Genomic DNA, 24,265 nt, shown 5'->3' on the forward strand with positions numbered 1-24,265 from the left:
CGTAACCAATGTGCCCACCTTTTCGGCCGGGGTAACCAGGAGAGCCCGCCGGATGAAAAGTATTACTTAGGCGGTTTATCCGGGGAGTTAATTTCCGTTTCGCCTTCCGGTCCACCCGAAAATCTGTGGGACGTACAGACGGGCGGGAACGGGAACTCTTCCGGGGTGTCGGCGACGCGAGATGCGGAGGACCTCTTCGCCGGCCCGTGACCGGGGCGGCAAAACGCCGCGCCCGTATGAAGCGGGCCGGTGCCACGGGCCCGCAGATGGTAATCCCCGCCCGGCCGGCACGTGCCGGCCCTGTGCCGGCGAAAGGCCGCGCCCGCCCCCGGGCGGTGGCGGACGCGGTGTCTTGCCGGAACGGCCGTGTGCAGGTCAGGATGCGGGCGTTCTCCGTCTCGCGGGCGCGCCGCGTCCCCGCCGCGCGCCCGGCCGACGGGAACCGGGGGTCGGAAAACCCTTTGCCCGTTGCATGTCGGACAACCATCGAAAGCAGGAGGCAGTCGAGCACCCGGGCGGGTTCTCCCGTAATTGGGCGGAACTTCCTCACCCCGTTGCCGAAACCGAAGGGGGGTGCCGTGCGGGCCGCTGTTTTATTTGTTCCCGGGAGGTCTTGCCGTCGTTTCGGGCTCCGACCGCTCCGGGGAAATGTTTTTTCTTCCCGGAGTGTCCCTGCCGGGCCGCCGGGTGGGTGGCGGGGCAGCATCGGGCAGGGAATGGCCTGTCTCAATTACCTCGCTGCGAGCAGTTGGAGTGAGGCTTTCGGTAAAAGCCCCCCGGCAACCCCCCACACGCCCTTCCGGGCAACCGCCCGCACCGGTATCCCGGCAGTATGCGATCCCGCTCGTCCTATCCCAGCGACCTGTCCGACGCCCGCTGGGAACGCATCCGCCCCGCCCTGGAGGCATGGCGCCGTGACCGGGCCGGTATCCGCCGGCCCACCCACGACCTGAGGAGGCTGATGGACGCCATCCTGTACGTCGAGCGGACCGGCATCCCCTGGCGCTATCTGCCGCACGACTTCCCGCCCTGGCAGAGTGTCTACGGCTACTTCGCACGCTGGCGGGCCGACGGCCTCCTCGACCGGCTCGACAGCCTCCTGCGGCACGAGTCCGACCGGACGGAGGAGTCCCATGAAAGGGCGGGCGCGGAGGAGCCCCGCGAAGGGGCGGACGCGGAGCAGTTCCGCGAAAGGGCGGACGCGGAGGAGTCCCCGCTGCCCGTGCACACCCTCCACCGTGAGCGTGCGCGCGCCTCACGGTGAAGCGGCCGGAAACCCGCCTGCCCCCGCCGGCGGGTCCCGGCGGGGGCTGGCGGGGGCGGCAGCCTCGGCCGGGACCCGGTCACGCTCCCCGGCGGGGCCGCTCAGCCGACGTAGGCGCCGCTCGCCGTCAGCCGCAGTGCCGTGTCGATCAGCGGGACATGGCTGAAGGCCTGCGGGAAGTTGCCCACCTGCCGTTGCAGCCGGGAGTCCCACTCCTCCGCCAGCAGACCCAGGTCGTTGCGCAGCGACAGCAGCTTCTCGAAGAGCTGCCGGGCCTCGTCGACCCGTCCGATCATCGCCAGGTCGTCCGCCAGCCAGAACGAACAGGCCAGGAACGCGCCCTCGTCGCCCGCCAGACCGTCCACCCCGGCCGCCTCGCCGTCGGTGGGGTAGCGCAGCACGAACCCGTCCTCGGTGGACAGCTCCCGCTGGATCGCCTCGATCGTCCCGATGACCCGCTTGTCGTCCGGCGGCAGGAAGCCCACCTGCGGGATCAGCAGCAGCGACGCGTCCAGCTCCTTGGAACCGTAGGACTGGGTGAAGGTGTTGCGCTCCGGGTCGTACCCCCGCTCGCAGACATCGCGGTGGATGTCGTCGCGCAGCCGGTACCACCGGTCCAGCGGGCCCTCGGTGTCCCCGGCCTCGATCAGCCTGATCGTCCGGTCCACCGCGACCCAGGCCATCACCTTGGAGTGCACGAAGTGCCGGCGCGGCCCGCGGACCTCCCAGATGCCCTCGTCCGGCTCCTCCCAGTGCTTCTCCAGGTACTCGATCAGCCTCAGCTGGAGCCCCATCGCGTAGTCGTTGCGGGTCAGCCCCGTCATGTGCGCCAGGTGCAGCGCCTCGATGACCTCGCCGTACACATCGAGCTGGAGCTGGTTCGCGGCGCCGTTGCCGACCCGGACCGGGGTGGAGTTCTCGTAACCGGGCAGCCAGTCCAGCTCCGCCTCCCCGAGTTCGCGCTCACCAGCGATCCCGTACATGATCTGCAGGTTCTCCGGGTCGCCGGCGACCGCCCTCAGCAGCCACTCACGCCAGGCGCGGGCCTCCTCGCGGTAGCCGGTGCGCAGCAGCGAGGACAGGGTGATCGCCGCGTCCCGCAGCCAGGTGTAGCGGTAGTCCCAGTTGCGCGACCCGCCGAGGTCCTCCGGCAGCGACGTCGTCGGAGCCGCCACGATGCCGCCGGTCGGCGCGTAGGTGAGCGCCTTCAGGGTGATCAGCGAACGGACCACCGCCTCCCGGTAGGGGCCGTGGTAGGTGCACTGATCGACCCACTCGTTCCAGAACTGCTCCGTCGCCTCCAGGGCCCCCTCGGGGTCCGGCAGGGCGGGCGGCTCGTGGTGCGAGGGCTGCCAGCTGATCGTGAACGCGATCCGGTCGCCGGGGGAGACGGTGAAGTCCGAGTACGTCGTCAGGTCCTTCCCGTACGTCTCGGCCCGGGTGTCCAGCCACACCGAGTCGGGGCCCGCGACGGCGACCGTACGGCCGTCCACCTTGTGGACCCAGGGGACGACCCGCCCGTAGCTGAAACGCATCCGCAGCTCCGAGCGGACCGGCACCCGGCCACTGACGCCCTCCACGATCCGGATCAGCTGCGGGGCGCCGTCACGCGGCGGCATGAAATCGGTCACCCGGACCGTGCCGCGCGGGGTGTCCCATTCGGACTCCAGGACGAGTGAGTTGCCGCGATATCGGCGCCGGTCGGCGGCCGGCGGCTCGGCCCCCTCCGGACGGGCGGGTCCCAGCCGCCAGAAACCGTGCTCCTCGGTGCCGAGGAGCCCGGCGAAAATGGCATGCGAGTCGAAGCGGGGCAGGCACAGCCAGTCTGCTGTCCCGTCCCGGCAGACCAGGGCGGCGGTCTGCATGTCTCCGATGAGTGCGTAATCCTCGATGCGCCCGGCCACGTGCATCTCCAGTCGAACGGCCAGTCGCCCCGTGGGGCGCTAACTGCGGGTCAGGGGGGTCGTTGTAAGAGAACCGACGAGCTCTTGCGCGGATGAGCGGTCTGGGGTAGTGCCGCTGGGCCGGCCGACTCGGCAGCGAGTGTCCGAGCAGGATACGACGCACCAGGAAGATCCGCGCGACGCTGTCATATGTTGTCCGCGCCGCGTGATTATGAGGTAAAGGGGCTGCGAGGACCCTGTGACCTTCCGCGCGGCGGGTCCGGGAAGGGGATGGCTGGAAGCAGTCCCCCTCCGGCGCTGATACCCTGGTAGCCCGTGGACCGGTGGTCGTCCCGACAGTGGACGAGGCCCCCGAACCGCAGCGACGGCACCCCGGAAACATCCGCGCGGCACGCCGGCACGCACCTCACGATCGCGACCACGGGAGCCCCCTTTGGCTATGCAGCCCACATCCACGACGACCAAGCACATCTTCGTCACCGGGGGTGTCGCCTCCTCCCTCGGCAAGGGTCTGACTGCCTCCAGCCTGGGTGCCCTGCTCAAGGCGCGTGGCCTCAGGGTCACCATGCAGAAGCTGGACCCCTATCTCAACGTCGACCCCGGCACGATGAACCCCTTCCAGCACGGTGAGGTGTTCGTCACCAACGACGGCGCCGAGACCGACCTGGACATCGGCCACTACGAGCGCTTCCTCGACGTCGACCTCGACGGCTCGGCCAACGTCACCACCGGCCAGATCTACTCGCAGGTCATCGCCAAGGAGCGGCGCGGCGAGTACCTCGGCGACACCGTCCAGGTCATCCCGCACATCACCAACGAGATCAAGCACCGCATCCGCCGCATGGCGACCGACGACGTCGACGTCGTCATCACCGAGGTCGGCGGCACCGTCGGCGACATCGAGTCGCTGCCCTTCCTGGAGACGGTCCGCCAGGTCCGCCACGAGGTCGGCCGCGACAACGTCTTCGTCGTCCACATCTCGCTGCTGCCCTACATCGGCCCGTCCGGTGAGCTGAAGACCAAGCCCACCCAGCACTCCGTCGCGGCCCTGCGCAACATCGGTATCCAGCCGGACGCCATCGTGCTGCGCGCCGACCGCGAGGTGCCGACCGCCATCAAGCGCAAGATCTCGCTGATGTGCGACGTCGACGAGACCGCCGTGGTGGCCTGTCCGGACGCCCGTTCGATCTACGACATCCCGAAGGTCCTGCACACCGAGGGCCTGGACGCCTACGTCGTCCGCAAGCTGGACCTGCCGTTCCGCGACGTCGACTGGACCACCTGGGACGACCTGCTGGACCGGGTCCACAACCCCGACCACGAGGTCACCGTCGCCCTGGTCGGCAAGTACATCGACCTGCCCGACGCCTACCTCTCGGTCACCGAGGCCATCCGGGCCGGCGGCTTCGCCAACAAGGCCCGGGTCAAGGTCAAGTGGGTCGCCTCCGACGACTGCAAGACCCCGGCCGGCGCGAAGAAGGCCCTCGGCGACGTCGACGCCGTCTGCATCCCCGGCGGCTTCGGCGAGCGCGGTGTGATCGGCAAGGTCGGCGCCATCCAGTACGCCCGCGAGAACAAGGTGCCGTTGCTCGGCCTCTGCCTCGGCCTGCAGTGCATCGTCATCGAGGCCGCCCGCAACCTCGCCGGCATCCCCGACGCCAACTCCACCGAGTTCGACGCCGCCACCGCCCACCCCGTCATCTCGACGATGGAGGAGCAGCTGGCCTACGTCGAGGGCGCCGGCGACCTCGGCGGCACCATGCGGCTCGGCCTCTACCCGGCGAAGCTGGCCGAGGGCTCCGTCGTGCGCGAGGCGTACGCCGGTGAGCCCTACATCGACGAGCGCCACCGCCACCGCTACGAGGTCAACAACGCCTACCGCGCGGAGCTGGAGAAGAAGGCCGGACTGGTCTTCTCCGGCACCTCCCCGGACAACAAGCTGGTCGAGTACGTCGAGTACCCGCGCGAGGTCCACCCCTACCTGGTCGCCACCCAGGCCCACCCGGAGCTGCGCTCCCGCCCGACCCGCCCCCACCCGCTCTTCGCCGGACTGGTGAAGGCGGCCGTGGAGCGCCAGGCCGCGGCGCGCGGGACGGGCACCGAAGCGTAGGCGATACGGTTGACCGGGGTACGGATCCTTCACGGATGCGTGCCCCGGTTCTTCGTTCGTTCGTGGGAGGACGTACATGGGTTTCCAGGACACCCCCGAGGAGTGGCAGGTCACCGCGTCGGTGACCCCCTTCACCGGGAACAAGACCAGCGTCCGCACCGACGACGTGGTGATGCCCGACGGCAGCGTTCACAGCCGCGACTACCAGGTCCATCCCGGTTCCGTCGCCGTGCTGGCCCTCGACGAGGACGGCCGGGTCATCGTCCTGAGGCAGTACCGCCACCCCGTGCGCCACAGGCTCTGGGAGATCCCGGCCGGACTGCTCGACGTCCCCGGCGAGAACCCGCTGCACGCCGCACAGCGGGAGCTGTACGAGGAGGCGCACGTCAAGGCCGAGGACTGGCGGGTGCTGACCGACGTCTACACCACCCCCGGCGGCTGCGACGAGGCCGTCCGCATCTTCCTGGCCCGGGACCTCTCCGAGGCGGAGGGCGAGCGGTACGCCGTCGCCGAGGAGGAGGCCGACATGGAGCTGGCCAGGGTGCCGCTCGCGGAGCTCGTCCGGGGCGTACTCGCCGGTGACCTGCACAACAACTGCCTGGTCGTGGGCGTGCTCTCGCTCACCGCGGCCCTCGCGGGCGACGGGCCGGACGCCCTGCGCCCGGCCGAGGCGCCGTGGCCGGCCCGCCCGTTCGAAGCCTGACCGGCCCGTCCGCCCGCCGGGCGCCCCCGGCGGGCGGACGCCACGGCCGAAAGCCCGCGCCGGCCGGTCCCGCGCCTCCCGGACCACCGCCCCCGGCGCCGTGCGCCGGCCCGCGGGGAAGGCCGGGGGAGCCCCCGGAGGGCCGCCTCACCCTCCCCGGCGCCGTGCGCCGATCCACGGGGAAGGCCGGGGCAGCCCTTAGGCTCGAAGGGCCCGGCCGGGGCTCCGGCGGGTAACCGCGTGGAGTGAAGTGGAGCGTGGCCCGTGACCGATCAGGCGGTGGACACCAGCAGCCCGGCGGATGCGGCCAGGAAAGCGGCGGCTGAGGTGCCGTCAGATCTCACGCCGCCTCACTTCTACGGGCGGGAAAGGGAGTTGAAAGCTCTTCAGGCCGACATCGCGCGGGCCGGCCTGGACACCCTGGCCGGCCGCAAGGCGGCCCGCGCCCGGGTACTGCTGATCGCCGGACGGCCGGGAACCGGACGCTCCGCCCTGGCCGCCGAACTCGCCCGCAGGCTCACCGCATCCGGTGACTACCCCGACGGGGTCTTCCGCGTCCCGCTCATGGAACCCGGCGGCGAGCGTATCCCCGCCGAGCGCACCGCCCGCGGGTTCCTGGAGCAGCTCGGCGTCACCGCGCCGCCCGGCGCCGGCGGGGACGAGCTCTCCGAGAGCGTCCGCGGGGCGCTCTCCGGGCGCCGCGCCCTGATCCTGCTGGACGACGCCGTGGACGCCGAACAGGTCGACCCGCTGCTCCCGGACAACCCCGACTGCCTGGTCGTCGCCACCTCCACCGGCCCGCTCACCGGCATCCCCGGCGTCCGGCCGTGCACCGTGGGAGGGCTGGACACGGGCTCCGCCGTCCAGCTGCTCACACGCATCGTCGGCGAGGTCCGGGTCACGGTGGACCCCCGGGCCGCCGAGGCGCTCACCGAGGAATGCCTCGGGCAGCCCACCGCGCTCATCCTCGCCGCCGGCTGGCTCGCCGCCCGGCCGGGCGCCTCCGTCGCCGACGTCACCAAGCAGCTGCGTGAGCTGCCGCGGGACGCGGGACAGCCCGCCGGGGCGCACCCCCCGGCCCGTGCCTTCCGGCTGGTCCACGCCTCGCTGCCGCCGGCCGCCGCACGGATACTGCGCCTGCTGGCGCTCGCCCCCGCCGGACTGGCCGACGCGCACACCGCGTCCGCGCTGGCCGGATGCTCGGTCTCCTCCGCCGGGACCCTCCTGGAGGACTTCACCCGCTCCGGGCTGCTGCGGTCCAACGGGGCCGCCCACCCGCAGTACGAGGTGCCCGGGGTCCTCGCCCCACTGCTGCGCGCCGTGCTGGAGGAACGGGAGAGGCCCGCCGAGATCCAGCTGGCCCGGGCCCGGATGCTGGAGCGGACCGTACGGCAGCTCCAGTCCTGCCGGGCGGTCACCGAACCGGAGGGCTCGCCCGCCCGCCGCAGACTGGCCGGGCTGCCCCGCTCGCTGCGCTTCACCGGCCCGGAGGAGGCCGCCGAATGGCTGCGGAACCGGTTGCCCGCCCTGCTGGCCTCGGCCCGGCTCGCCGTGCGGGACGGGGAGCTCGACACCCTGGCCCGCCGGCTGGTGGCCGCGCTCGTCCGCGCGCTGGCCGTGCACCGGGGCACCGAGGACGCCGCCCCCGAGCTGTACGGGCTGCACGGGCTGGTCCTCGACGTCGCCGAGCGCCGCGGCCTGCACCGCGAGAAGGCCGCCGCCCTGCTCAACCTCGGCGACCTGGACGCCGGGACCGGCCGTACCGAGGCGGCGCTGGCCCGCTACCGGGCGGCCCTGGACGCCGGACGCGCGGCGAAGGACCTCTACGCCACCGGCCGTGCCATGGAGTCCGTCGGCGGCGCCTACGCCGAACTGGGCGACTACAGCAGGGCCTCGGACTGGTACGGCCGGGCGCTCGCCCAGCGGCTCACCCAGAAGGAGCGGGCCGACGAGGCCAGGCTGTACGGGCGCCTCGGCTCCGTCCACAGCTACCAGGGGCGCTACGGCGAGGCCCTGCGGAACTGGCGGGCCGCCGCAGCCTGCCACCGCAGGCTCGGCGACCCGGCCGCCCAGGCCAGGGCGCTCAGCGAGGCGGCCAGGGTGCAGGAGTACGCGGGACGCCCCCGGGAGTCCCTGCACACCTGCCGCGAAGCGGTCGAGCTGGCCCGGGGGACGGACGACGTGCGGCTGCAGGCCGCGCTCCAGCTCAGACTGGCCGACACCCTGGACCGGCTCGGCGACCCCGCGGCCGCCGGTCTGCACCGGGCGGCGGCCGACCGCCTGCTGGGAAGCCAGGCCCCGGACAGAGGCGACCTGCGAAATCTGTAGTGTCTCGTCAGAAGTTTAATGCTTTGTAAGGCTGGACAGGGAGAACTCCTTCATTAATGATGGTGCAGCCGCGTACCCCTGCGGTGTATCCCTTTATGCTTGGTTCATGCGGGTAACTCCCGTCATGTCCGAGCTACCTTCGAGCCAAGGACCGTGATCGACGTGAAGGTCGGCATCCCCCGCGAAGTCAAGAACAACGAGTTCCGGGTGGCGATCACCCCCGCCGGAGTCCATGAACTCGTCCGTCACGGCCATCAGGTCCTGGTCGAACAGCACGCCGGCGAGGGCTCCTCCATCCCCGACGAGGAGTACCTCGCGGCGGGCGCGCGGATCCTGCCCACCGCCGACGAGGTCTGGGCCGCCGCCGACCTGCTGCTCAAGGTCAAGGAGCCGGTCGCCGAGGAGTACCACCGCCTCCGCAAGGGCCAGACCCTCTTCACCTACCTGCACCTCGCCGCGTCCCGCGCCTGCACGGACGCCCTGCTGGCGTCGGGCACCACCGCCATCGCCTACGAGACCGTCGAGAGCGCCAACCGCGCGCTGCCGCTGCTCGCCCCGATGTCCGAGGTCGCCGGACGGCTCGCCCCGCAGGTGGGCGCCTACCACCTGATGCGCTCGGTCGGCGGGCGCGGGGTGCTGCCCGGCGGCGTCCCCGGCACCGGGGCGGCCCGCGCGGTCGTCATCGGCGGCGGTGTCTCCGGCTGGAACGCCACCCAGATCGCCGTCGGTCTCGGCTTCCACGTCACCCTGCTCGACAAGGACATCAACAAGCTCCGCGAGGCCGACCGGATCTTCGGCACCAAGGTGCGGACCGTCGTCTCCAACGCCCTGGAGCTGGAGAAGGCCGTCGTCGAGGCGGACCTCGTCGTGGGCGCCGTGCTCATCCCCGGCGCGAAGGCCCCGAAGCTGGTCAGCAACGAACTGGTGGCCAGGATGAAGCCGGGAAGTGTTCTTGTCGACATCGCGATCGACCAGGGCGGCTGCTTCGAGGACTCGCACCCGACCACTCACGCCGACCCGACCTTCACGGTCCACGGCTCGGTCTTCTACTGCGTCGCCAACATGCCGGGAGCCGTCCCCAACACCTCGACGTACGCCCTGACCAACGCCACGCTGCCCTACATCCTGGAGCTCGCGGATCGTGGCTGGCGGGACGCGCTCCGCCGGGACGCGGCGCTGGCCAAGGGTCTCAACACCCATGACGGGCAGGTGGTTTACCGCGAGGTGGCCGAGGCGCACGGCCTCGACCACGTCGAGCCGGCCACGCTCCTGGGCTGAGCGGGCCGACGTCCCGGGTCAACGCACCGGGTCAACCTGACGCGTCCGGCCGGACCTTGCGGGGCAGGGTCCGGCCGGACGCGTACCCGTGCCCGGAAGCGGCCCCGCCGACTCGTCGGAGAGGTGACCCTCTACCCTTTTTGCACCCCCGGGAAAAGTGCCCGGCGGGCGCCGTGCACTCTTGACAGGAGGGTGTTCGATTGCCGACACATCGGGCCGGGTCCGGCGGATTGTGTTGCTGCGAACCGGTGACACGCCATAGAGTCGCCAATCGTCGGCATGGTGCCACGCTGACCTATCGATAAGTTTCCTGGTCACATCCAAGGAGGTAAGACGACTTGTGAATGAGTCGACAATTACTCCCGGGGGTGGTCAACCGGGGATGCCTGTACGGGGTCTGAGCCCGAGCGGGCTCGAAGCTGTCGGCTCCGTCGCGGTCCGCACCTTCGCCACCCACACGCACATGACGACAGCCCCCCAGATGATGGACGGCCTACACGTGAACGCCATGGCCGGCAACGAGAGTGGCCGAGACACCGCCCACTTCGCCGACTTCGCCGAGGTGCCCGAGGGGCACTTCTACGACCCCGACGCCGAGTACGAGCCCGATCCCGAGTACGCGGCCACCCTCGCGCCCGACGCCGCCCGCCAGCGCCGCGAGCGGATCGGACCGACCGGCCGCCCCCTGCCGTACTTCCCGATCCCCGGTCCGCTGACCGAGCACGGCCCCGCGAAGATCATCGCGATGTGCAACCAGAAGGGCGGCGTCGGCAAGACCACGTCGACCATCAACCTGGGTGCCGCGCTCGCGGAGTACGGACGGCGTGTGCTGCTCGTCGACTTCGACCCGCAGGGTGCCCTGTCGGTCGGCCTCGGGGTCAACCCGATGGAACTCGACCTGACGGTCTACAACCTGCTCATGGAGCGGGGCATGTCCGCGGACGAGGTGCTGCTGAAGACGGCCGTGCCCAACATGGACCTGCTGCCGAGCAACATCGACCTCTCCGCCGCCGAGGTGCAGCTGGTGAGCGAGGTGGCCCGCGAGTCGACGCTCCAGCGCGCCCTGAAGCCGCTGCTGGCCGACTACGACTACATCGTGATCGACTGCCAGCCCTCGCTCGGCCTGCTCACCGTGAACGCCCTGACGGCGGCTCACAAGGTGATAGTCCCGCTGGAGTGCGAGTTCTTCGCCCTGCGGGGCGTGGCTCTGCTCACCGAGACGATCGAGAAGGTCCAGGAGCGGCTCAACCCCGAGCTGGAGCTCGACGGGATCCTCGCCACGATGTACGACTCCCGCACCGTGCACAGCCGTGAGGTGCTGGCGCGTGTCGTCGAGGCCTTCGACAACCACGTCTACCACACGGTCATCGGCCGGACGGTCCGCTTCCCCGAGACCACCGTGGCCGGTGAACCCATCACCACCTACGCGTCCAACTCGGTCGGTGCCGCCGCCTATCGCCAGCTCGCCAGGGAGGTGCTCGCCCGGTGTCACGCCGAGTGAGTCTGCCCGGTGCCGACGAGCTGTTCCGTACGACCGGGGGCATGGGCCTCCAGGCCTCCACCCCCGCCGAGCGGCGGCGCAAGGCCAACGGCGAGGCGCAGATGCCCGCGCCCGCCGGGACGAAGGACTCCCCGGCCGCGGACGGGGCCGGCCAGGGAGCGGCGCCGGGCGCCGGCGGCCCCGCCCCGGCCGCCCGGGAGGAGCACTCCGCCGCGGAATCGGAGGGCGCCGCCCACCGGCGCGCCGACCCCGCCCCGCCGCAGCCCCGCAGCGCTCCCCCGCAGGAGCCGGTACCGGCCGTCCAGCCGCAGCGCGGACGCGGCGGCGGACGGGGGGCCAACCGCCGGCCGAGCGGCCGGGAACGCCACGACGAGAAGATCACCGTCTACGTGTCGGCCGAGGAGCTGATGGACCTCGAACACGCGCGGCTCGTCCTGCGCGGTGAGCACGGCCTGGCCGTCGACCGCGGGCGTATCGTCCGCGAGGCGGTCGCCGTGGTCCTCGCCGACCTGGAGTCCCGGGGCGACGCGAGCATCCTCGTACGCAGGCTGCGCGGCCGCTGAGCGGTGCGCCGCCGGTAGCCTGCGGGGGAGCGGGCCGCCGGACGGGCGGCTCCGCCGGCCGGGCCGCCCGCCCGGACCGACGCCGCACCCCTGGACCCCAGCACATGCCGACTGCCGACGACCCGCCCCGCCCGACCCGCCGCACCCTCGGCCGCGGGCCGGGGACGAGAGCGGCCCGGGTCCCGCAACCGGCGCTCCCCGCGGCCCCGGGAACCCCCATGGAGACCCCGGCCCCGGGAGCCCCCGCGGAGGCGGACGGACCGGCCTCCGCCGGCACCGCTGTGCGGCCCCCACGGACGCCGGAGCCCGCCCCAGGGCCCCCGAAGGCGCCCGGGGCCGCCCCGGCCCTCCGGCGGCGGCCCGGGGGCGCCGAGGGGGCCCGTGGGGACGCGGACCTCCCGGACACCCCGGAGGAGGACGGACCGGCAGCCGCCGGCGACCGGCGGTTCACAGTGCGGCTGGTCAACTTCGAAGGACCCTTCGACCTGCTGCTCCAGCTGATCTCCAAACGCAAGCTGGACGTCACCGAGGTCGCCCTCTCCGAGGTCACCGACGAGTTCATGGCCCATCTCCGCGCCATGGGCCCCGACGGCGACCTGGACCAGACCACCGAGTTCCTCGTGGTCGCCGCCACCCTCCTCGACCTGAAGGCCGCCCGGCTGCTGCCCGCCGCCGAGGTCGAGGACGAGGCGGACCTCGCCCTGCTGGAGGCGCGGGACCTGCTCTTCGCCCGGCTGCTCCAGTACCGCGCGTACAAGAGGATCGCCGAGATTTTCCAGGACCGGCTGGAGTCCGAGTCCCGCCGCCACCCGCGCACCGTCGGCCTGGAGCCGCACCACGCCGAGCTGCTGCCCGAGGTGGTCATCAGCATCGGCCCGGAGGGCTTCGCCCGGCTCGCGGTGAAGGCCATGCAGCCGAGACCCGAGCCGCAGGTCCACGTCGACCACATCCACGCCCCGCTGGTGAGCGTCCGTGAACAGGCCGGGGTCGTGGTGGCGCGGCTGCGGGCGGAGGGCGAGGCCACCTTCCGGACGCTCACCGAGGACGCCCCGGACACCCTCACGGTCGTCGCCCGCTTCCTGGCGCTCCTGGAGCTCTACCGGGAGAAGGCCGTCGCCCTCGACCAGGAGGAGGCGCTCGGCGAGCTCGTCGTGCGCTGGGCGGGCGGACAGGACACCGAACCCGTCGTGACCGACGAGTTCGACCAGGAGGCGCGCGAGCCACAGGAGGACGGACAGGAATGAGTACGGACGAGGACGGGCGGGCCGCCGGGGTCGCCGGGCTCGGCCTCAGGCCCGCGCTGGAAGCGGTCCTCATGGTCGTCGACGAGCCCGCCACCGAGGAACACCTCGCGAGGATCCTCCAGCGGCCCCGCGGGGCCGTCGCGGACGCCCTGCGGGAACTGGCCGACGAGTACACGCTCCAGCGCCGCGGCTTCGACCTGCGGCTCGTCGCCGGCGGCTGGCGTTTCTACACCCGCCCCGCCTACGCGGACGCGGTCGAGGCATACGTCCTGGACGGCCGGCACGCCCGGCTCACCCAGGCCGCGCTGGAGACGCTCGCGGTGGTCGCGTACCGGCAGCCGGTGAGCCGGTCGAGGGTCTCCGCGGTGCGCGGGGTGAACTGCGACGGCGTGATGCGGACCCTGCTCCAGAGGGGCCTGGTCGAGGAGGCGGGCGCGGAACCCGAAACAGGTGCGATCCTGTACAGGACGACGAACTACTTTCTGGAGCGCATGGGCCTGCGTGGCCTGGACGAGCTCCCGGAACTCGCGCCCTTCCTCCCGGAGGCGGACGCGATCGAGGCTGAGACGCCAGAGGGTGTGCCGTCGTTCGATCCGGACGCACCGGACACCCCGGAAACTCACGCAGACGACAAGACGGAATTTTGATGCGAAGCAGTGGCAGGAACAGCGGAAGCGGCGGCGGCAAGAGCGGCGGCAACCGGAATCCCCGGGGCGGCTCGGGCGGCTCCGGCGGCTCCTTCCGGCCGAAGGGCTCGGGCGGTGCCGGCGGCTCCGGCGGGCGTGACGACCGGCAGGGCCAGCGCCCCCGCAAGCCGCGCCCCGAGGAGCGCCGTTACGACGTGGGCTTCGAGGAGCAGGGCGGCGCCCCCCGCAAGGGACGCGGCGCCGCGGCGCGCGGCGGTGCCAAGGGCGCCCCGCGCTCCGCGCAGAACGCCCCCGGCAAGTCCGGCAGGCGCCAGGGCGCCCCGGCCCGGCCGCGCGAGCTCGACGCCAAGATCGAGCAGCGTAACCGCGACCGGTACGCGGACAGGCCCGAGATCCGGACGCCGAAGACCCACCCCGGCGCCGAGCAGGAGGGCGAGCGGCTGCAGAAGATCCTCGCCCGGGCCGGCATGGGCTCGCGCCGGGCGTGCGAGGAGCTGATCGAGCAGGCCAGGGTCGAGGTGAACGGCGAGATCGTCCTGGAGCAGGGCATGCGGGTGGATCCGCAGAAGGACGAGATCAAGGTCGACGGCCTGACCGTGGCCACCCAGTCGTACCTCTTCTTCGCGCTGAACAAGCCCGCCGGTGTGGTCTCCACCATGGAGGACCCCGACGGCCGCCAGAGCCTCGGCGACTACGTCACCAACCGGGAGACGCGGCTCTTCCACGTCGGCCGTCTCGACACCGAGACCGAGGGCATCATCCTGCTCACCAACCACGGCGAGCTGGCCCACCGTCTGACGCACCCGAAGTACGGCGTGAAGAAGACCTACCTGGCCGCCATCCAGGGCCCGCTCCCGCGCGACCTCGGCAAGCGGCTCAAGGACGGCATCCAGCTGGAGGACGGCTACGCCCGCGCCGACCACTTCCGGGTCGTCGAGAACACCGGGAAGAACTACCTGGTCGAGGTCACCCTGCACGAGGGCCGCAAGCACATCGTCCGCCGGATGCTGGCCGAGGCCGGTTTCCCGGTCGAGCGCCTCGTCCGCACGTCCTTCGGCCCGATCCCGCTGGGCGACCAGAAGTCCGGCTGGCTGCGCCGGCTGACCAACACCGAGGTCGGCATGCTGATGCGCGAGGTCGGCCTGTAGCCGTCCCGCCCGCCGCGGAGGCCCGCGGCCGGTTCCCCTCCACCGGCGAGCACCCGCCGGAAAAGGGACCGGCCGCGGGCCTTCCGCCGTCCCCGCTTCTTCTTTATAGTCAGGGTGACTATTAAAGAGAGGCGGCGGTGTGGCACTCGCGGACATCCTCGGTCCCCTGCAGCAGCCCCTGGTGACCGTGCTGGACACCCCGGTGAGCTGGACCGAGGTGCTCGGCTTCGGCAGCGGGGCGCTGTGCGTCTGGCTGGTGGCCCGCCAGCACCTCGCCAACTGGCCGGTCGGCATCGCCAACAACCTGTTCTTCGTCCTGCTGTTCGCCCAGGCCGGCCTGTACGCCGACGCCGGCCTGCAGATCGTCTTCATCACCCTCGCCGCGTACGGCTGGTGGACCTGGACCCACGGGGGTGGACCGGGTGCGTCCGTCCTGCCGGTGCGCAGAACGACCCGCGCCGAATGGGCCTGGCTGTCCGCGGCGGGGGTGGTGGGGACCCTCGGCCTGACCCTGCTGCTCTCACGGGCCACCGACTCGACCGTGCCGTTCTGGGACGCCCTGACGACCGCGCTGTCCCTGACGGCGACGTACGGCCAGTGCCGCAAGCGCGTCGAGTCCTGGTGGCTGTGGATCGCCGCCGACGTGGTCTACATCCCGCTCTACGCGTACAAGGAGCTCTACCTCACCTCCCTGCTGTACGCCGGATTCCTCACGCTCTGCCTGATCGGACTGCGCAACTGGACCCGCGACCTGGACACCGCCGGGCCGCGCCGCACCCTGGAGGCGACGGCGTGAAGCGCCACCGGCACGGACTGGTCCTCGGCAAGTTCTACCCGCCGCACGCCGGCCACCACCACCTCGTCCGCACCGCCCGGGACCGCTGCGAACGGCTCACCGTCCTCGTCTGCGCCGCCTCCGTCGAATCGGTCCCGCTCGCCGACCGGGTCGCCTGGATGCGCGAAGTGCACCCGGACGTACGGGTGGTGGGCACCGTCGACGACATTCCGATGGACGTCACCGACCCGGCGGTCTGGGACGCCCACATGGCCGTCTTCACCGCGGCCGTCCCCGGACGCGTCGACGCGGTGTTCACCTCCGAGGCATACGGCGGCGAACTGGCACGCCGCTTCGGCGCCGAGTCCGTCCTCGTCGACCCCGCCCGCACCGTCTTCCCCGTCTCCGGCACCGCCGTCCGCGCCGACCCGGCCGGCTGCTGGGACTTCCTGGAGCCGCCCGTCCGCGCCGCCCTCACCCGCCGGGTCGTCGTGCTGGGCGCCGAATCCACCGGGACCACCACCCTCGCGCGGGCACTCGCCGAGCACTACCGCCGGCGCGGCGGTGTCTGGGCGCGTACCCGGGACGTCCCCGAGTACGGACGGGAGTTCAGCGAAGGGAAACTGGCACGGCTGCGCGAGAGGCGGCCCGGCGCGCGGTGGGAGGACGTCACCTTCACCACCGACGACTTCCCCCGTATCGCGAGGACGCAGAACGCCCGGGAGGAGGCCGCCGCACGCATCGGCTCCCCGGTGCTCTTCTGCGACACGGACTCCTTCGCCACCACCGTCTGGCACGAGCGCTACATCGGCGGACGCAACCCCCTGGTCGAGGAGATCGCCGACCGCGTCCCCCACCACCTGTGGCTCCTCACCGACCACGAAGGCGTCCCCTTCGAGGACGACGGCCTGCGGGACGGCGAAGAACTGCGGCCCTGGATGACGGACCGCTTCCGCGCCGAACTCACCCGCACCGGACGGGCGTTCACCGAACTGACCGGGCCGCACCCCGTGCGGATGGCCGCCGCGACCGCCGCCGTGGACCGGCTCCTCGCCGACGGCTGGGACTTCGCCCCGCCCCTCCCGGAGAAGCGTTTCCCCGGGCAGCGGCCCGCGGAACCCTGCGGGCCCCCCCTCCCGGAACGGCGATGAGCACCGCACCCGAGGGGTACGACCCGCACGCCTACACCCCGTTCGCCGTGACCGTCGACCTCGCCGTCTTCACGGTCCGCGCCGGACGGCTCCACGTCCTGCTCGTGGAACGCGGCGAAGCGCCGTACAAGGGCCGCTGGGCACTGCCCGGAGGCTTCGTGCTGCCCCGGGAGTCCGCCGAGGAGGCGGCCCGCCGCGAACTCGCCGAGGAGACCGGACTCACCCAGCGGTCCGTGCGCGCCTTCCACCTCGAACAGCTGCGCACCTACAGCGACCCGGACCGCGACCCCAGGATGCGGGTCGTCTCCGTCGCGTACGCCGCCCTCGTGCCGGACCTCCCCGAACCGAAGGGCGGCGGGGACGCCGCACACGCCCGGTGGTGGGAGACGGGCGGCACCGGTCCGCTCGCCTTCGACCACGACCGCATCCTCACCGACGCGTACGGCCGGGTGGGGGCCAGGCTGGAGTACACCTGCCTGGCCACCGCCTTCTGCCCGCCCGAGTTCACCCTCGGCGAGCTCCAGCGGGTGTACGAGACCGTCTGGGGCGTCGAACTCGACCGCCCCAACTTCCGGCGCAAGGTCCTCGCCACCCCCGGATTCGTCCAGGCCGTGGAGGGCCCGCCGCGCCGCACCGGCGGCCGGGGCAAACCCGCCGCCCTCTACCGGGCCGGTGCCGCCACCGCCCTGCACCCACCACTCCTGCGCCCGGAAGGACGCCCGGAAGGACGGACGACACCATGACCGAGGCAAGGACCCTCACCAAACGGGCCGCCACCGGTGCGCTGACCGGGCTCGCCCTCGGCGACGCGCTCGGCTTCCCCACCGAGTTCAACAGCGTGCCGTCCATCCTCGCCAAGTGCGGCCCGTGGCGGCAGATGCGCCTCCCGAAGCCCGCGTACGTCACCGACGACACCCAGATGACCCTCGCCGTCGCCCGCGGCCTCCGCACCGCCATGGACCGGGGCCTCCTCACCGGCCCGAGGCTGCTCCGCCCGCTGCGTGAGGAGTTCGTCGACTGGTACCACTCCCCGGACAACAACCGCGCCCCCGGCCACACCTGTATGACAGCCTGCCGGCTGCTGGACGGCGACCGGCCCTGGCAGGAGGCCAGCCGGACCGGCTCCAAGGGGTGCGGGGCCAACATGCGGGTCGCCCCGGTCGGGCTCGTCCCCGGACTCAGCGAGGAGCAGCGCTCCGGCGCCGCCCAGCTCCAGGCCGCCCTCACCCACGGCCACCCCACCGCCCTGGCCGCCTCCGACCTGACGGCCCGCGCCGTGCACCTCCTCGCCAACGGCACCGAACCCATGGGCCTGCTCGGCCAGTTGCGCAGCTACGCCTACGAGAACAGCGGCCGCTACCTGCACCGCTGGCTCGGCGACCTGTGGCGCCACGCGGGCGACCCGACCCCCGAGGCGTACATCACGCGTGGCTGGGAGGAGTGCCTGGCCGCCCTGGCCACCGTCCAGGACGCCCTGCGCGACCCGTCACCCGAGACCGACCCCTGCGAACGGACCGGCGACGGCTGGATCGCGGAGGAGGCCCTCGCCACCGCCCTGCACTGCTTCCTGCTCTTCCCCGGAGAACCGGTCACCGCGCTGCGCCGGGCCGCCTGCACCCGCGGGGACTCCGATTCGCTGGGCTGCCTGACGGGGGCCTTCGCCGGGGCGTACCAGGGCGCGGACGCCTGGCCCGAGGAATGGGCCGGGCGCATCGAGTACCGCGGCGACCTGCTGTCGCTGGGGGCGCTCTGGGACGTGTGAGACTTCCGGGGCGGAACGGGAACCCCTGGCCGCCCCGCCCGGTTCAACAGGTATGGCAGTCATCCACAGAACCACCATGACCCCGGGCAAGCTGGAACTCCTGGCCGGCTGGCTCCCCGCCCGGCCCTGGTACACCGGCGCGGGCGCGCCGGAACTGGCCCGCGCGGGAGGCTTCCGGCTCGACGACCCGCAGGGTGAGGTGGGCCTCGAGTTCATGGTGGTCACGGACACCTCGGGCGAGTTGCCCGTCTCCTACCACGTACCGGTCACCTACCGCGGAGCGCCGCTCGACGGAGCGGAGCAGGCACTCGTCGGCACGAGCGAGCACGGCGTCCTCGGCCGGCGCTGGGTGTACGACGGCGCCCACGACCCGGTGCTGCTCGCCCAGGTGCTCGCCCTGTTCCAGGGGCGTGCCGAGCCGCAGGACCAGAACCTGAGCGACACCCCCGACCGGACCGTCACCGCCTCCCGCCCCGGCACCGGCCACCCGGTGATCACGTCCGCGACCGCCCGGGACGGGGCGCAGGGCACCACCGTCACGCTGGCCACGGCGGACCGGGACGGGGAGGAGACGTCGTCCGCGACCCTGGCGGTGACGCGCGTCCTCCGGCCGGACCCGGAGGACCCCTCCGCCGGCGGGGCGGAGGCCGGCGGGCGGATCACCGCCGGGTGGCGGACCCCGGACGGTGCCGTGGCCCGCGGCCCGTTCTTCGTCCTGACCGGCTGAGGCACCCCGGTTCCGCCCCGGCCTTGCCCTGGCCTGGGCCCGGCGGCCGGTCTCAGCCGGCCGCCGCCGAGGCCCTGCGGGTACGCACCAGGAAGTCCTCCACCCGGGCCCGGTCCGGTTCCGGGGGCAGCGGGGAGCGGGTGACCGCCTCGTCGTTCCCCTCGGTGAGGCGGGTCATCCGGCGCTCCACCTCCGCCCACGGGACCTCGCCCCGCCTGACCGCCAGAAGATCCTCCCGGGCGTCGCCGACACCGACGGCCAGTTCGCCCGTCCGCAGCAGATCCCGGGAGCTCGTCAGCAGGCGCAGCAGGTGCATGGCGTGCTTCCAGCGGGGGGCGCCGTGCGTGCGGAGGTCCGCCTCCAGCCTCCGGCGCTGCCCCACCGCGTAGCGTACGAAGGCCGTGTGGGCCCGACGGGACAGGAACGCCCCGCGCAGGGCGAGGAGCTCGCGACCGGTGGCGTCGGCCCGTTCCACCAGCGGGGAGTGCAGGCACTCCAGCACATTGGGGTTGCTCCGCAGAGCCAGCTCGCAGAAGCGCTCCAGCTCCCAGGAGAACTGCTCGGCCGCCGGCCCCTCGACATGGGCCGGCGGCTTCTCGAAGCGCCAGAACAGCGGGGTCGGCGCGAGGAAGACACCGCGCCGGTCGGTGTCGCTGGCCCGGGTGGCCAGTCCGAAGGCACGGGAGCCCGTCACACACGCGTAGACGGTGTGGTCGCGGACGAGCGCGACGGCATCGGGGGAGGTCATGGGCGGGAGCCTATGCGGACCGCCCGCGACGCACGATCCGTTTTCCCCGGGGCGCCCGGGGGCGGTCGCGCCCGGGGGCGGGAGCCCGGCCGCCGGCGTGGCGGGGGCACCGGGGCGCCGCTCCCTTTGGGCAGACCCCGGCTGCCGCGGCACTAGGCTGACGGGCGTCGCCACCGGCTCGTCACGGACCCCAAGGACATCGCCCAGTGAGAACAGCAGTCGTCATCGGAACCGGCCTGGTCGGCACCTCCGCAGCACTCGCCCTGGCCGGGCGGGGGGTCCGCGTCCACCTCGTCGACCGGGACCCGTCGTCCGCCGCGACGGCCGCGGCGCTCGGAGCGGGCACCGACCAGGCTCCCGAGGGCCCCGTGGACCTCGCCGTGATCGCCGTACCCCCCGCGCACACCGCCTCCGCCCTGGCCGGAGCCATGCGGGACGGCCTGGCCCGCGGCTACCTGGACGTCGCCAGCGTGAAGGGCGGCCCGCGCCGCGAGCTGGAGGCGCTCGGCGTGGACCTCGCCGCGTACATCGGCACCCACCCCATGGCCGGCAAGGAGCGCTCCGGCCCGCTGGCGGCCACCGCCGACCTCTTCGAGGGCCGGCCCTGGGTCCTCACCCCGACCCGGGACACCGACACCGAGGTGCTCAACCTCGCCCTCGAACTCGTCGCGCTCTGCCGCGCCGTCCCCGTCGTCATGGACGCCGACGCCCACGACCGGGCCGTCGCCCTGGTCTCCCACACCCCGCAGCTGATCTCCTCGATGGTCGCCGCCCGGCTGGAGGAGGCCGACGAGACCGCCGTACGCCTGTGCGGGCAGGGCATCCGGGACGTCACCAGGATCGCCGCCTCCGACCCCCGGATGTGGGTGGAGATCCTTTCCGCCAACCCCGGCCCCGTCGCCGACGTGCTGGCCGGCGTCGCCGCCGACCTGGACGAGACGGTCCGTGCGCTGCGCGGCCTCCAGACCACCGACGAGGACGAGCGCCGCCGCGGTACCGACGGCATCGAGGACGTCCTGCGCCGCGGCAACGCGGGCCGGGTCAGGGTGCCCGGGAAGCACGGGGCGGCCCCGGCGGCGTACGAGGTCGTGGCGGTCCTCATCAGCGACCGGCCCGGCGAGCTGGCCGGGATCTTCGCCGACGCCGGACGGGCCGGGGTCAACATCGAGGACGTCCGCATCGAGCACGCCACCGGGCAGCAGGCGGGACTGGTCCAGCTGATGGTGGAACCCAGCGCGGCCCCCGCGCTCGCCGCCGCCCTCGGCGAGCGCGGCTGGCAGATCCGGCCCTGAGGGCCCCGCGCACCGCCCCGGGCCCGCCGAAACGGCCCGCGGCGGCGCCCCCGGGAGAGCGTCGGAGACAGGGGTACAAGGGCACCGCTCGCACTCGGTAACCTTGGGGGAGGCCGTCCCGTGGCCCTGCTCCGCCCGTCCCCGTGTACCAGGAAGGTGTCCACCACCGTGGAAACCGTAAGCGCCGCCGCCCGGACCGCCCCGCCCGCAGTGATCGTCGCCATCGACGGCCCCTCCGGCACCGGCAAGTCGAGCACCTCCAAGGCCGTGGCCGCCCAGCTCGGCCTGAGCTACCTGGACACCGGCGCCCAGTACCGCGCCATCACCTGGTGGATGCTGAACAACGGCGTCGACGTCGGCGATCCCGCGGAGATCGCCACCGCGGCGGCCAAGCCCGTGATCGTCTCCGGCACCGACCCCACCGCCCCCACGATCACCGTGGACGGCGAGGACGCCTCCGGACCGATCCGCACCCAGGAGGTCACCTCCAAGGTCAGCGCCGTCAGCGCCGTCCCGGAGGTGCGCACCCTGATCACCGGGCTGCAGCGCTCCATCGCGGCCGGGGCCGAGCGGGGCATCGTCGTCGAGGGCCGTGACATCGGCACCACCGTGCTGCCCGACGCGGACATAAAGATCTTCCTGACCGCCTCCCCGGAGGCCCGCGCCGCCCGCCGCAGCGGCGAGGTCAAGGGGTCCGACCTCGCCGCCACCAAGGAAGCCCTGATCAAGCGGGACGCCGCCGACTCCGGCCGCAAGACCTCCCCGCTGGCCAAGGCCGCCGACGCCGTCGAGGTGGACACCACCGAGCTGACCCTCGCCCAGGTCATCGAGTGCGTCGTCACCCTCGTCGGGGAGAAGCAGGCCGCCAAGTGACCGAAGCCACCACCGCGCCCGGCCCGCGCGGAGCGGCCGTCGGGCGCGGGATCGGCATCGGACTCATGTACGGGCTGTTCAGGCCCCGGGTGCTCGGAGCCTGGCGGGTCCCCGCGAGCGGACCCGTCGTACTCGCGGTCAACCACGCCCACAACATCGACGGACCGATGCTGATGGGCACCGCGCCGCGGCCCGTCCACTTCCTGATCAAGAAGGAGGCGTTCGTCGGTCCCCTCGACCCGTTCCTGCGCGGAATCGGCCAGCTGAAGGTGGACCGCGCGGCCGCCGACCGCACCGCCGTCACCCGGGCCCTCGCGGTCCTGGACGACGGCGGAGTCCTCGGGATCTTCCCCGAGGGCACCAGGGGCGAGGGCGACTTCGCCTCGCTGCGCGCGGGACTCGCGTACTTCGCGGTACGCGGCGGGGCGCCGATCGTGCCCGTCGCGGTCCTGGGCAGCACCGAACGCCGCGGCCGGCTGATATCCGCGCTGCCCCCGCTGCGCAGCCGGGTCGACGTCGTCTTCGGCGACGCCTTCGACGCGGGGGACGGCAGCGGCCGGCGGACCAGGAAGGCCCTGGACGAGGCGACGCTGCGGATCCAGGCGGAGCTGACCGCGCACCTGGAAAACGCCAGGCGTCTCACCGGACGCCTGGGCGACACTTGAGTAGTGGGCCACGCGATCGCGGCCCATCGATGATGATGCAAAGAGGAACGGACTTCATGAACGACCAGATTCACTCCGAGGGCTCGGACCACGAGCACGGAGCGCTTGGCGATGCCGAGTACGCGGAGTTCATGGAGCTCGCCGCGCAGGAGGGGTTCGACCCCGAGGAGGTCGAGGGAGCGATCGGTGAGGCCGGTCACGGCCCGCTGCCCGTGCTCGCCGTCGTCGGCCGCCCCAACGTGGGCAAGTCGACGCTGGTGAACCGGATCATCGGCCGCCGTGAGGCCGTCGTCCAGGACAAGCCCGGCGTCACCCGCGACCGCGTCAGCTACGAGGCCGAGTGGGCCGGACGCCGCTTCAAGGTCGTCGACACCGGCGGCTGGGAGCAGGACGTCCTCGGCCTCGACGCCTCCGTCGCCGCCCAGGCCGAGTACGCCATCGAGACCGCCGACGCGGTCGTCTTCGTGGTCGACGCGACCGTCGGCGCCACCGACACCGACGAGGCCGTCGTCAAGCTGCTGCGCCGGGCCGGCAAGCCCGTCGTGCTCTGCGCCAACAAGGTCGACGGGCAGAGCGGTGAGGCGGACGCCGCCTCCCTCTGGTCGCTGGGCCTCGGTGAGCCGCATCCCGTGTCCTCGCTGCACGGGCGCGGCACCGGCGACATGCTCGACGCCGTGCTGGAGGCACTGCCCGAGGCACCCGCCCAGACCTTCGGCACCACCGTCGGCGGCCCCCGCCGTATCGCGCTCATCGGCCGTCCCAACGTCGGCAAGTCCTCGCTGCTGAACAAGGTCGCCGGTGAGGACCGCGTCGTCGTCAACGCCCTCGCGGGCACCACCCGCGACCCGGTCGACGAGCTGATCCAGCTCGGCGGGATCACCTGGAAGTTCATCGACACGGCCGGCATCCGCCGCCGGGTGCACCTCCAGGAAGGCGCCGACTACTACGCCTCGCTGCGTACCGCGGCGGCCGTCGAGAAGGCCGAGGTCGCCGTCATCCTGATCGACGCCAGCGAGTCGATCAGTGTCCAGGACCAGCGGATCATCACCATGGCCGTCGAATCCGGCCGTGCCGTGGTGGTCGCCTTCAACAAGTGGGACACCCTCGACGAGGAGCGCCGCTACTACCTCGAGCGCGAGATCGAGACCGAGCTGGGGCAGATCGCCTGGGCCCCCCGCGTCAACGTCTCGGCGGTCACCGGCCGGCACATGGAGAAGCTGGTCCCGGCGATCGAGACCGCCATCGAGGGCTGGGAGACCCGTATCCCCACCGGCCGGCTGAACGCCTTCCTCGGTGAGATCGTCGCCTCCCACCCGCACCCGGTACGCGGCGGCAAGCAGCCCCGTATCCTCTTCGGCACCCAGGCCGGCACGAAGCCGCCCCGGTTCGTGCTCTTCGCCTCCGGCTTCCTGGAGCACGGCTACCGCCGCTTCGTCGAGCGCCGGCTGCGTGAGGAGTTCGGCTTCGAAGGCACCCCGCTGCACATCTCCGTACGCGTACGGGAGAAGCGCGGCCGCAAGAAGTAGCCGCGCGAGCGGCACGGCGAAGCCCCGGACCCCCGCGGGAACGCGGAACGGTCCGG

The 24,265-nt window shown here is 72.7% G+C and carries 20 protein-coding genes and 1 pseudogene; 19 read left to right on the plus strand and 2 right to left on the minus strand.

Translation table 11 applies throughout. From position 1 onward, the window contains the following. Positions 1 to 832 precede the first annotated feature (832 nt). Positions 833 to 1,070, plus strand: a pseudogene (locus tag CP967_RS27370) (transposase); the annotation flags it as partial. Positions 1,071 to 1,365: 295 nt separating this feature from the next. Here the strand turns inward: CP967_RS27370 and CP967_RS27375 are convergent. Next, on the minus strand, positions 1,366 to 3,168 hold the full coding sequence (locus CP967_RS27375) for a glycoside hydrolase family 15 protein (protein WP_150490522.1): 1,803 nt from the start codon (positions 3,166 to 3,168) through the stop codon (positions 1,366 to 1,368). 439 nt (positions 3,169 to 3,607) lie between these two features. Here CP967_RS27375 and CP967_RS27380 point away from each other — a divergent pair, with 439 nt between their 5' ends. From CP967_RS27380 to CP967_RS27445, 14 genes are all read left to right on the plus strand, one after another. Beyond that, positions 3,608 to 5,278 carry a CTP synthase gene (locus CP967_RS27380; RefSeq protein ID WP_150490523.1) on the plus strand — a complete coding sequence of 557 codons (1,671 nt, stop codon included), beginning with the start codon at positions 3,608 to 3,610 and terminating at the stop codon, positions 5,276 to 5,278. 76 nt (positions 5,279 to 5,354) lie between these two features. Continuing rightward, complete coding sequence (locus CP967_RS27385; RefSeq protein ID WP_150490524.1) at positions 5,355 to 5,981, plus strand: NUDIX domain-containing protein; 627 nt, start codon at positions 5,355 to 5,357, stop codon at positions 5,979 to 5,981. Positions 5,982 to 6,245: 264 nt separating this feature from the next. Next, entirely contained in the window at positions 6,246 to 8,309 is a 2,064-nt protein-coding gene (locus CP967_RS27390; RefSeq protein ID WP_150490525.1) for a tetratricopeptide repeat protein, read from the plus strand. A gap of 162 nt (positions 8,310 to 8,471) precedes the next feature. After that, positions 8,472 to 9,587, plus strand: coding sequence for an alanine dehydrogenase (gene ald / locus CP967_RS27395; RefSeq protein WP_150492081.1), 1,116 nt, complete (start codon positions 8,472 to 8,474; stop codon positions 9,585 to 9,587). Between the two features lie 382 nt (positions 9,588 to 9,969). Continuing rightward, entirely contained in the window at positions 9,970 to 11,088 is a 1,119-nt protein-coding gene (locus tag CP967_RS27400; protein ID WP_150490526.1) for a ParA family protein, read from the plus strand. After that, complete coding sequence (locus tag CP967_RS27405; RefSeq protein ID WP_150492082.1) at positions 11,085 to 11,651, plus strand: hypothetical protein; 567 nt, start codon at positions 11,085 to 11,087, stop codon at positions 11,649 to 11,651. The genes CP967_RS27400 and CP967_RS27405 overlap by 4 nt, the downstream gene beginning before the upstream one ends. 104 nt (positions 11,652 to 11,755) lie before the next feature. Next, complete coding sequence (locus CP967_RS27410) at positions 11,756 to 12,895, plus strand: segregation and condensation protein A (protein WP_150490527.1); 1,140 nt, start codon at positions 11,756 to 11,758, stop codon at positions 12,893 to 12,895. Next, positions 12,892 to 13,542 carry an SMC-Scp complex subunit ScpB gene (scpB, locus tag CP967_RS27415; protein ID WP_150490528.1) on the plus strand — a complete coding sequence of 217 codons (651 nt, stop codon included), beginning with the start codon at positions 12,892 to 12,894 and terminating at the stop codon, positions 13,540 to 13,542. Before CP967_RS27410 ends, scpB begins: the two co-directional genes overlap by 4 nt. Further along, the gene (locus tag CP967_RS27420; protein ID WP_150490529.1) at positions 13,542 to 14,690 is read left to right on the plus strand and encodes a pseudouridine synthase; all 1,149 of its coding nucleotides are present in this window, start codon (positions 13,542 to 13,544) and stop codon (positions 14,688 to 14,690) included. Before scpB ends, CP967_RS27420 begins: the two co-directional genes overlap by 1 nt. A 139-nt stretch (positions 14,691 to 14,829) precedes the next feature. Continuing rightward, complete coding sequence (gene pnuC, locus CP967_RS27425; protein ID WP_150490530.1) at positions 14,830 to 15,486, plus strand: nicotinamide riboside transporter PnuC; 657 nt, start codon at positions 14,830 to 14,832, stop codon at positions 15,484 to 15,486. After that, positions 15,483 to 16,616, plus strand: coding sequence for an AAA family ATPase (locus CP967_RS27430; protein ID WP_150490531.1), 1,134 nt, complete (start codon positions 15,483 to 15,485; stop codon positions 16,614 to 16,616). Before pnuC ends, CP967_RS27430 begins: the two co-directional genes overlap by 4 nt. Beyond that, complete coding sequence (locus tag CP967_RS27435) at positions 16,613 to 17,359, plus strand: NUDIX hydrolase (protein WP_150490532.1); 747 nt, start codon at positions 16,613 to 16,615, stop codon at positions 17,357 to 17,359. Before CP967_RS27430 ends, CP967_RS27435 begins: the two co-directional genes overlap by 4 nt. Beyond that, positions 17,356 to 18,378 carry an ADP-ribosylglycohydrolase family protein gene (locus tag CP967_RS27440; RefSeq protein ID WP_150490533.1) on the plus strand — a complete coding sequence of 341 codons (1,023 nt, stop codon included), beginning with the start codon at positions 17,356 to 17,358 and terminating at the stop codon, positions 18,376 to 18,378. Before CP967_RS27435 ends, CP967_RS27440 begins: the two co-directional genes overlap by 4 nt. 52 nt (positions 18,379 to 18,430) lie before the next feature. Continuing rightward, positions 18,431 to 19,105, plus strand: a complete 675-nt coding sequence (locus CP967_RS27445) for a maltokinase N-terminal cap-like domain-containing protein (RefSeq protein WP_150490534.1) — start codon at positions 18,431 to 18,433, stop codon at positions 19,103 to 19,105. A gap of 52 nt (positions 19,106 to 19,157) precedes the next feature. Here CP967_RS27445 and CP967_RS27450 read toward each other — a convergent pair whose 3' ends face one another. Next, positions 19,158 to 19,853, minus strand: coding sequence for a nucleotidyltransferase domain-containing protein (locus CP967_RS27450; RefSeq protein ID WP_150490535.1), 696 nt, complete (start codon positions 19,851 to 19,853; stop codon positions 19,158 to 19,160). Between the two features lie 206 nt (positions 19,854 to 20,059). On the opposite strand from CP967_RS27450, the gene CP967_RS27455 reads away from it, so the two are divergent. The 4 genes from CP967_RS27455 (at position 20,060) to der (ending at position 24,209) form a co-directional block, all read left to right on the plus strand. Then, positions 20,060 to 21,145 (plus strand): prephenate dehydrogenase, encoded by a 1,086-nt coding sequence (locus CP967_RS27455; protein WP_150490536.1) that lies wholly within the window; start codon positions 20,060 to 20,062, stop codon positions 21,143 to 21,145. A gap of 156 nt (positions 21,146 to 21,301) precedes the next feature. Beyond that, a complete protein-coding gene (cmk, locus tag CP967_RS27460) occupies positions 21,302 to 22,018 on the plus strand; it encodes a (d)CMP kinase (RefSeq protein ID WP_150490537.1) in 717 nt (238 codons plus the stop codon). Continuing rightward, positions 22,015 to 22,683, plus strand: a complete 669-nt coding sequence (locus tag CP967_RS27465; protein WP_150490538.1) for a lysophospholipid acyltransferase family protein — start codon at positions 22,015 to 22,017, stop codon at positions 22,681 to 22,683. The genes cmk and CP967_RS27465 overlap by 4 nt, the downstream gene beginning before the upstream one ends. 56 nt (positions 22,684 to 22,739) lie before the next feature. Next, positions 22,740 to 24,209: a ribosome biogenesis GTPase Der gene (gene der, locus CP967_RS27470; RefSeq protein ID WP_150490539.1), complete on the plus strand. Its 1,470-nt coding sequence runs from the start codon at positions 22,740 to 22,742 to the stop codon at positions 24,207 to 24,209. The last annotated feature ends 56 nt before the right edge of the window (positions 24,210 to 24,265 follow it).

Source organism: Streptomyces nitrosporeus, from assembly GCF_008704555.1.
GTDB classification, from domain to species: Bacteria; Actinomycetota; Actinomycetes; order Streptomycetales; family Streptomycetaceae; genus Streptomyces; species Streptomyces nitrosporeus.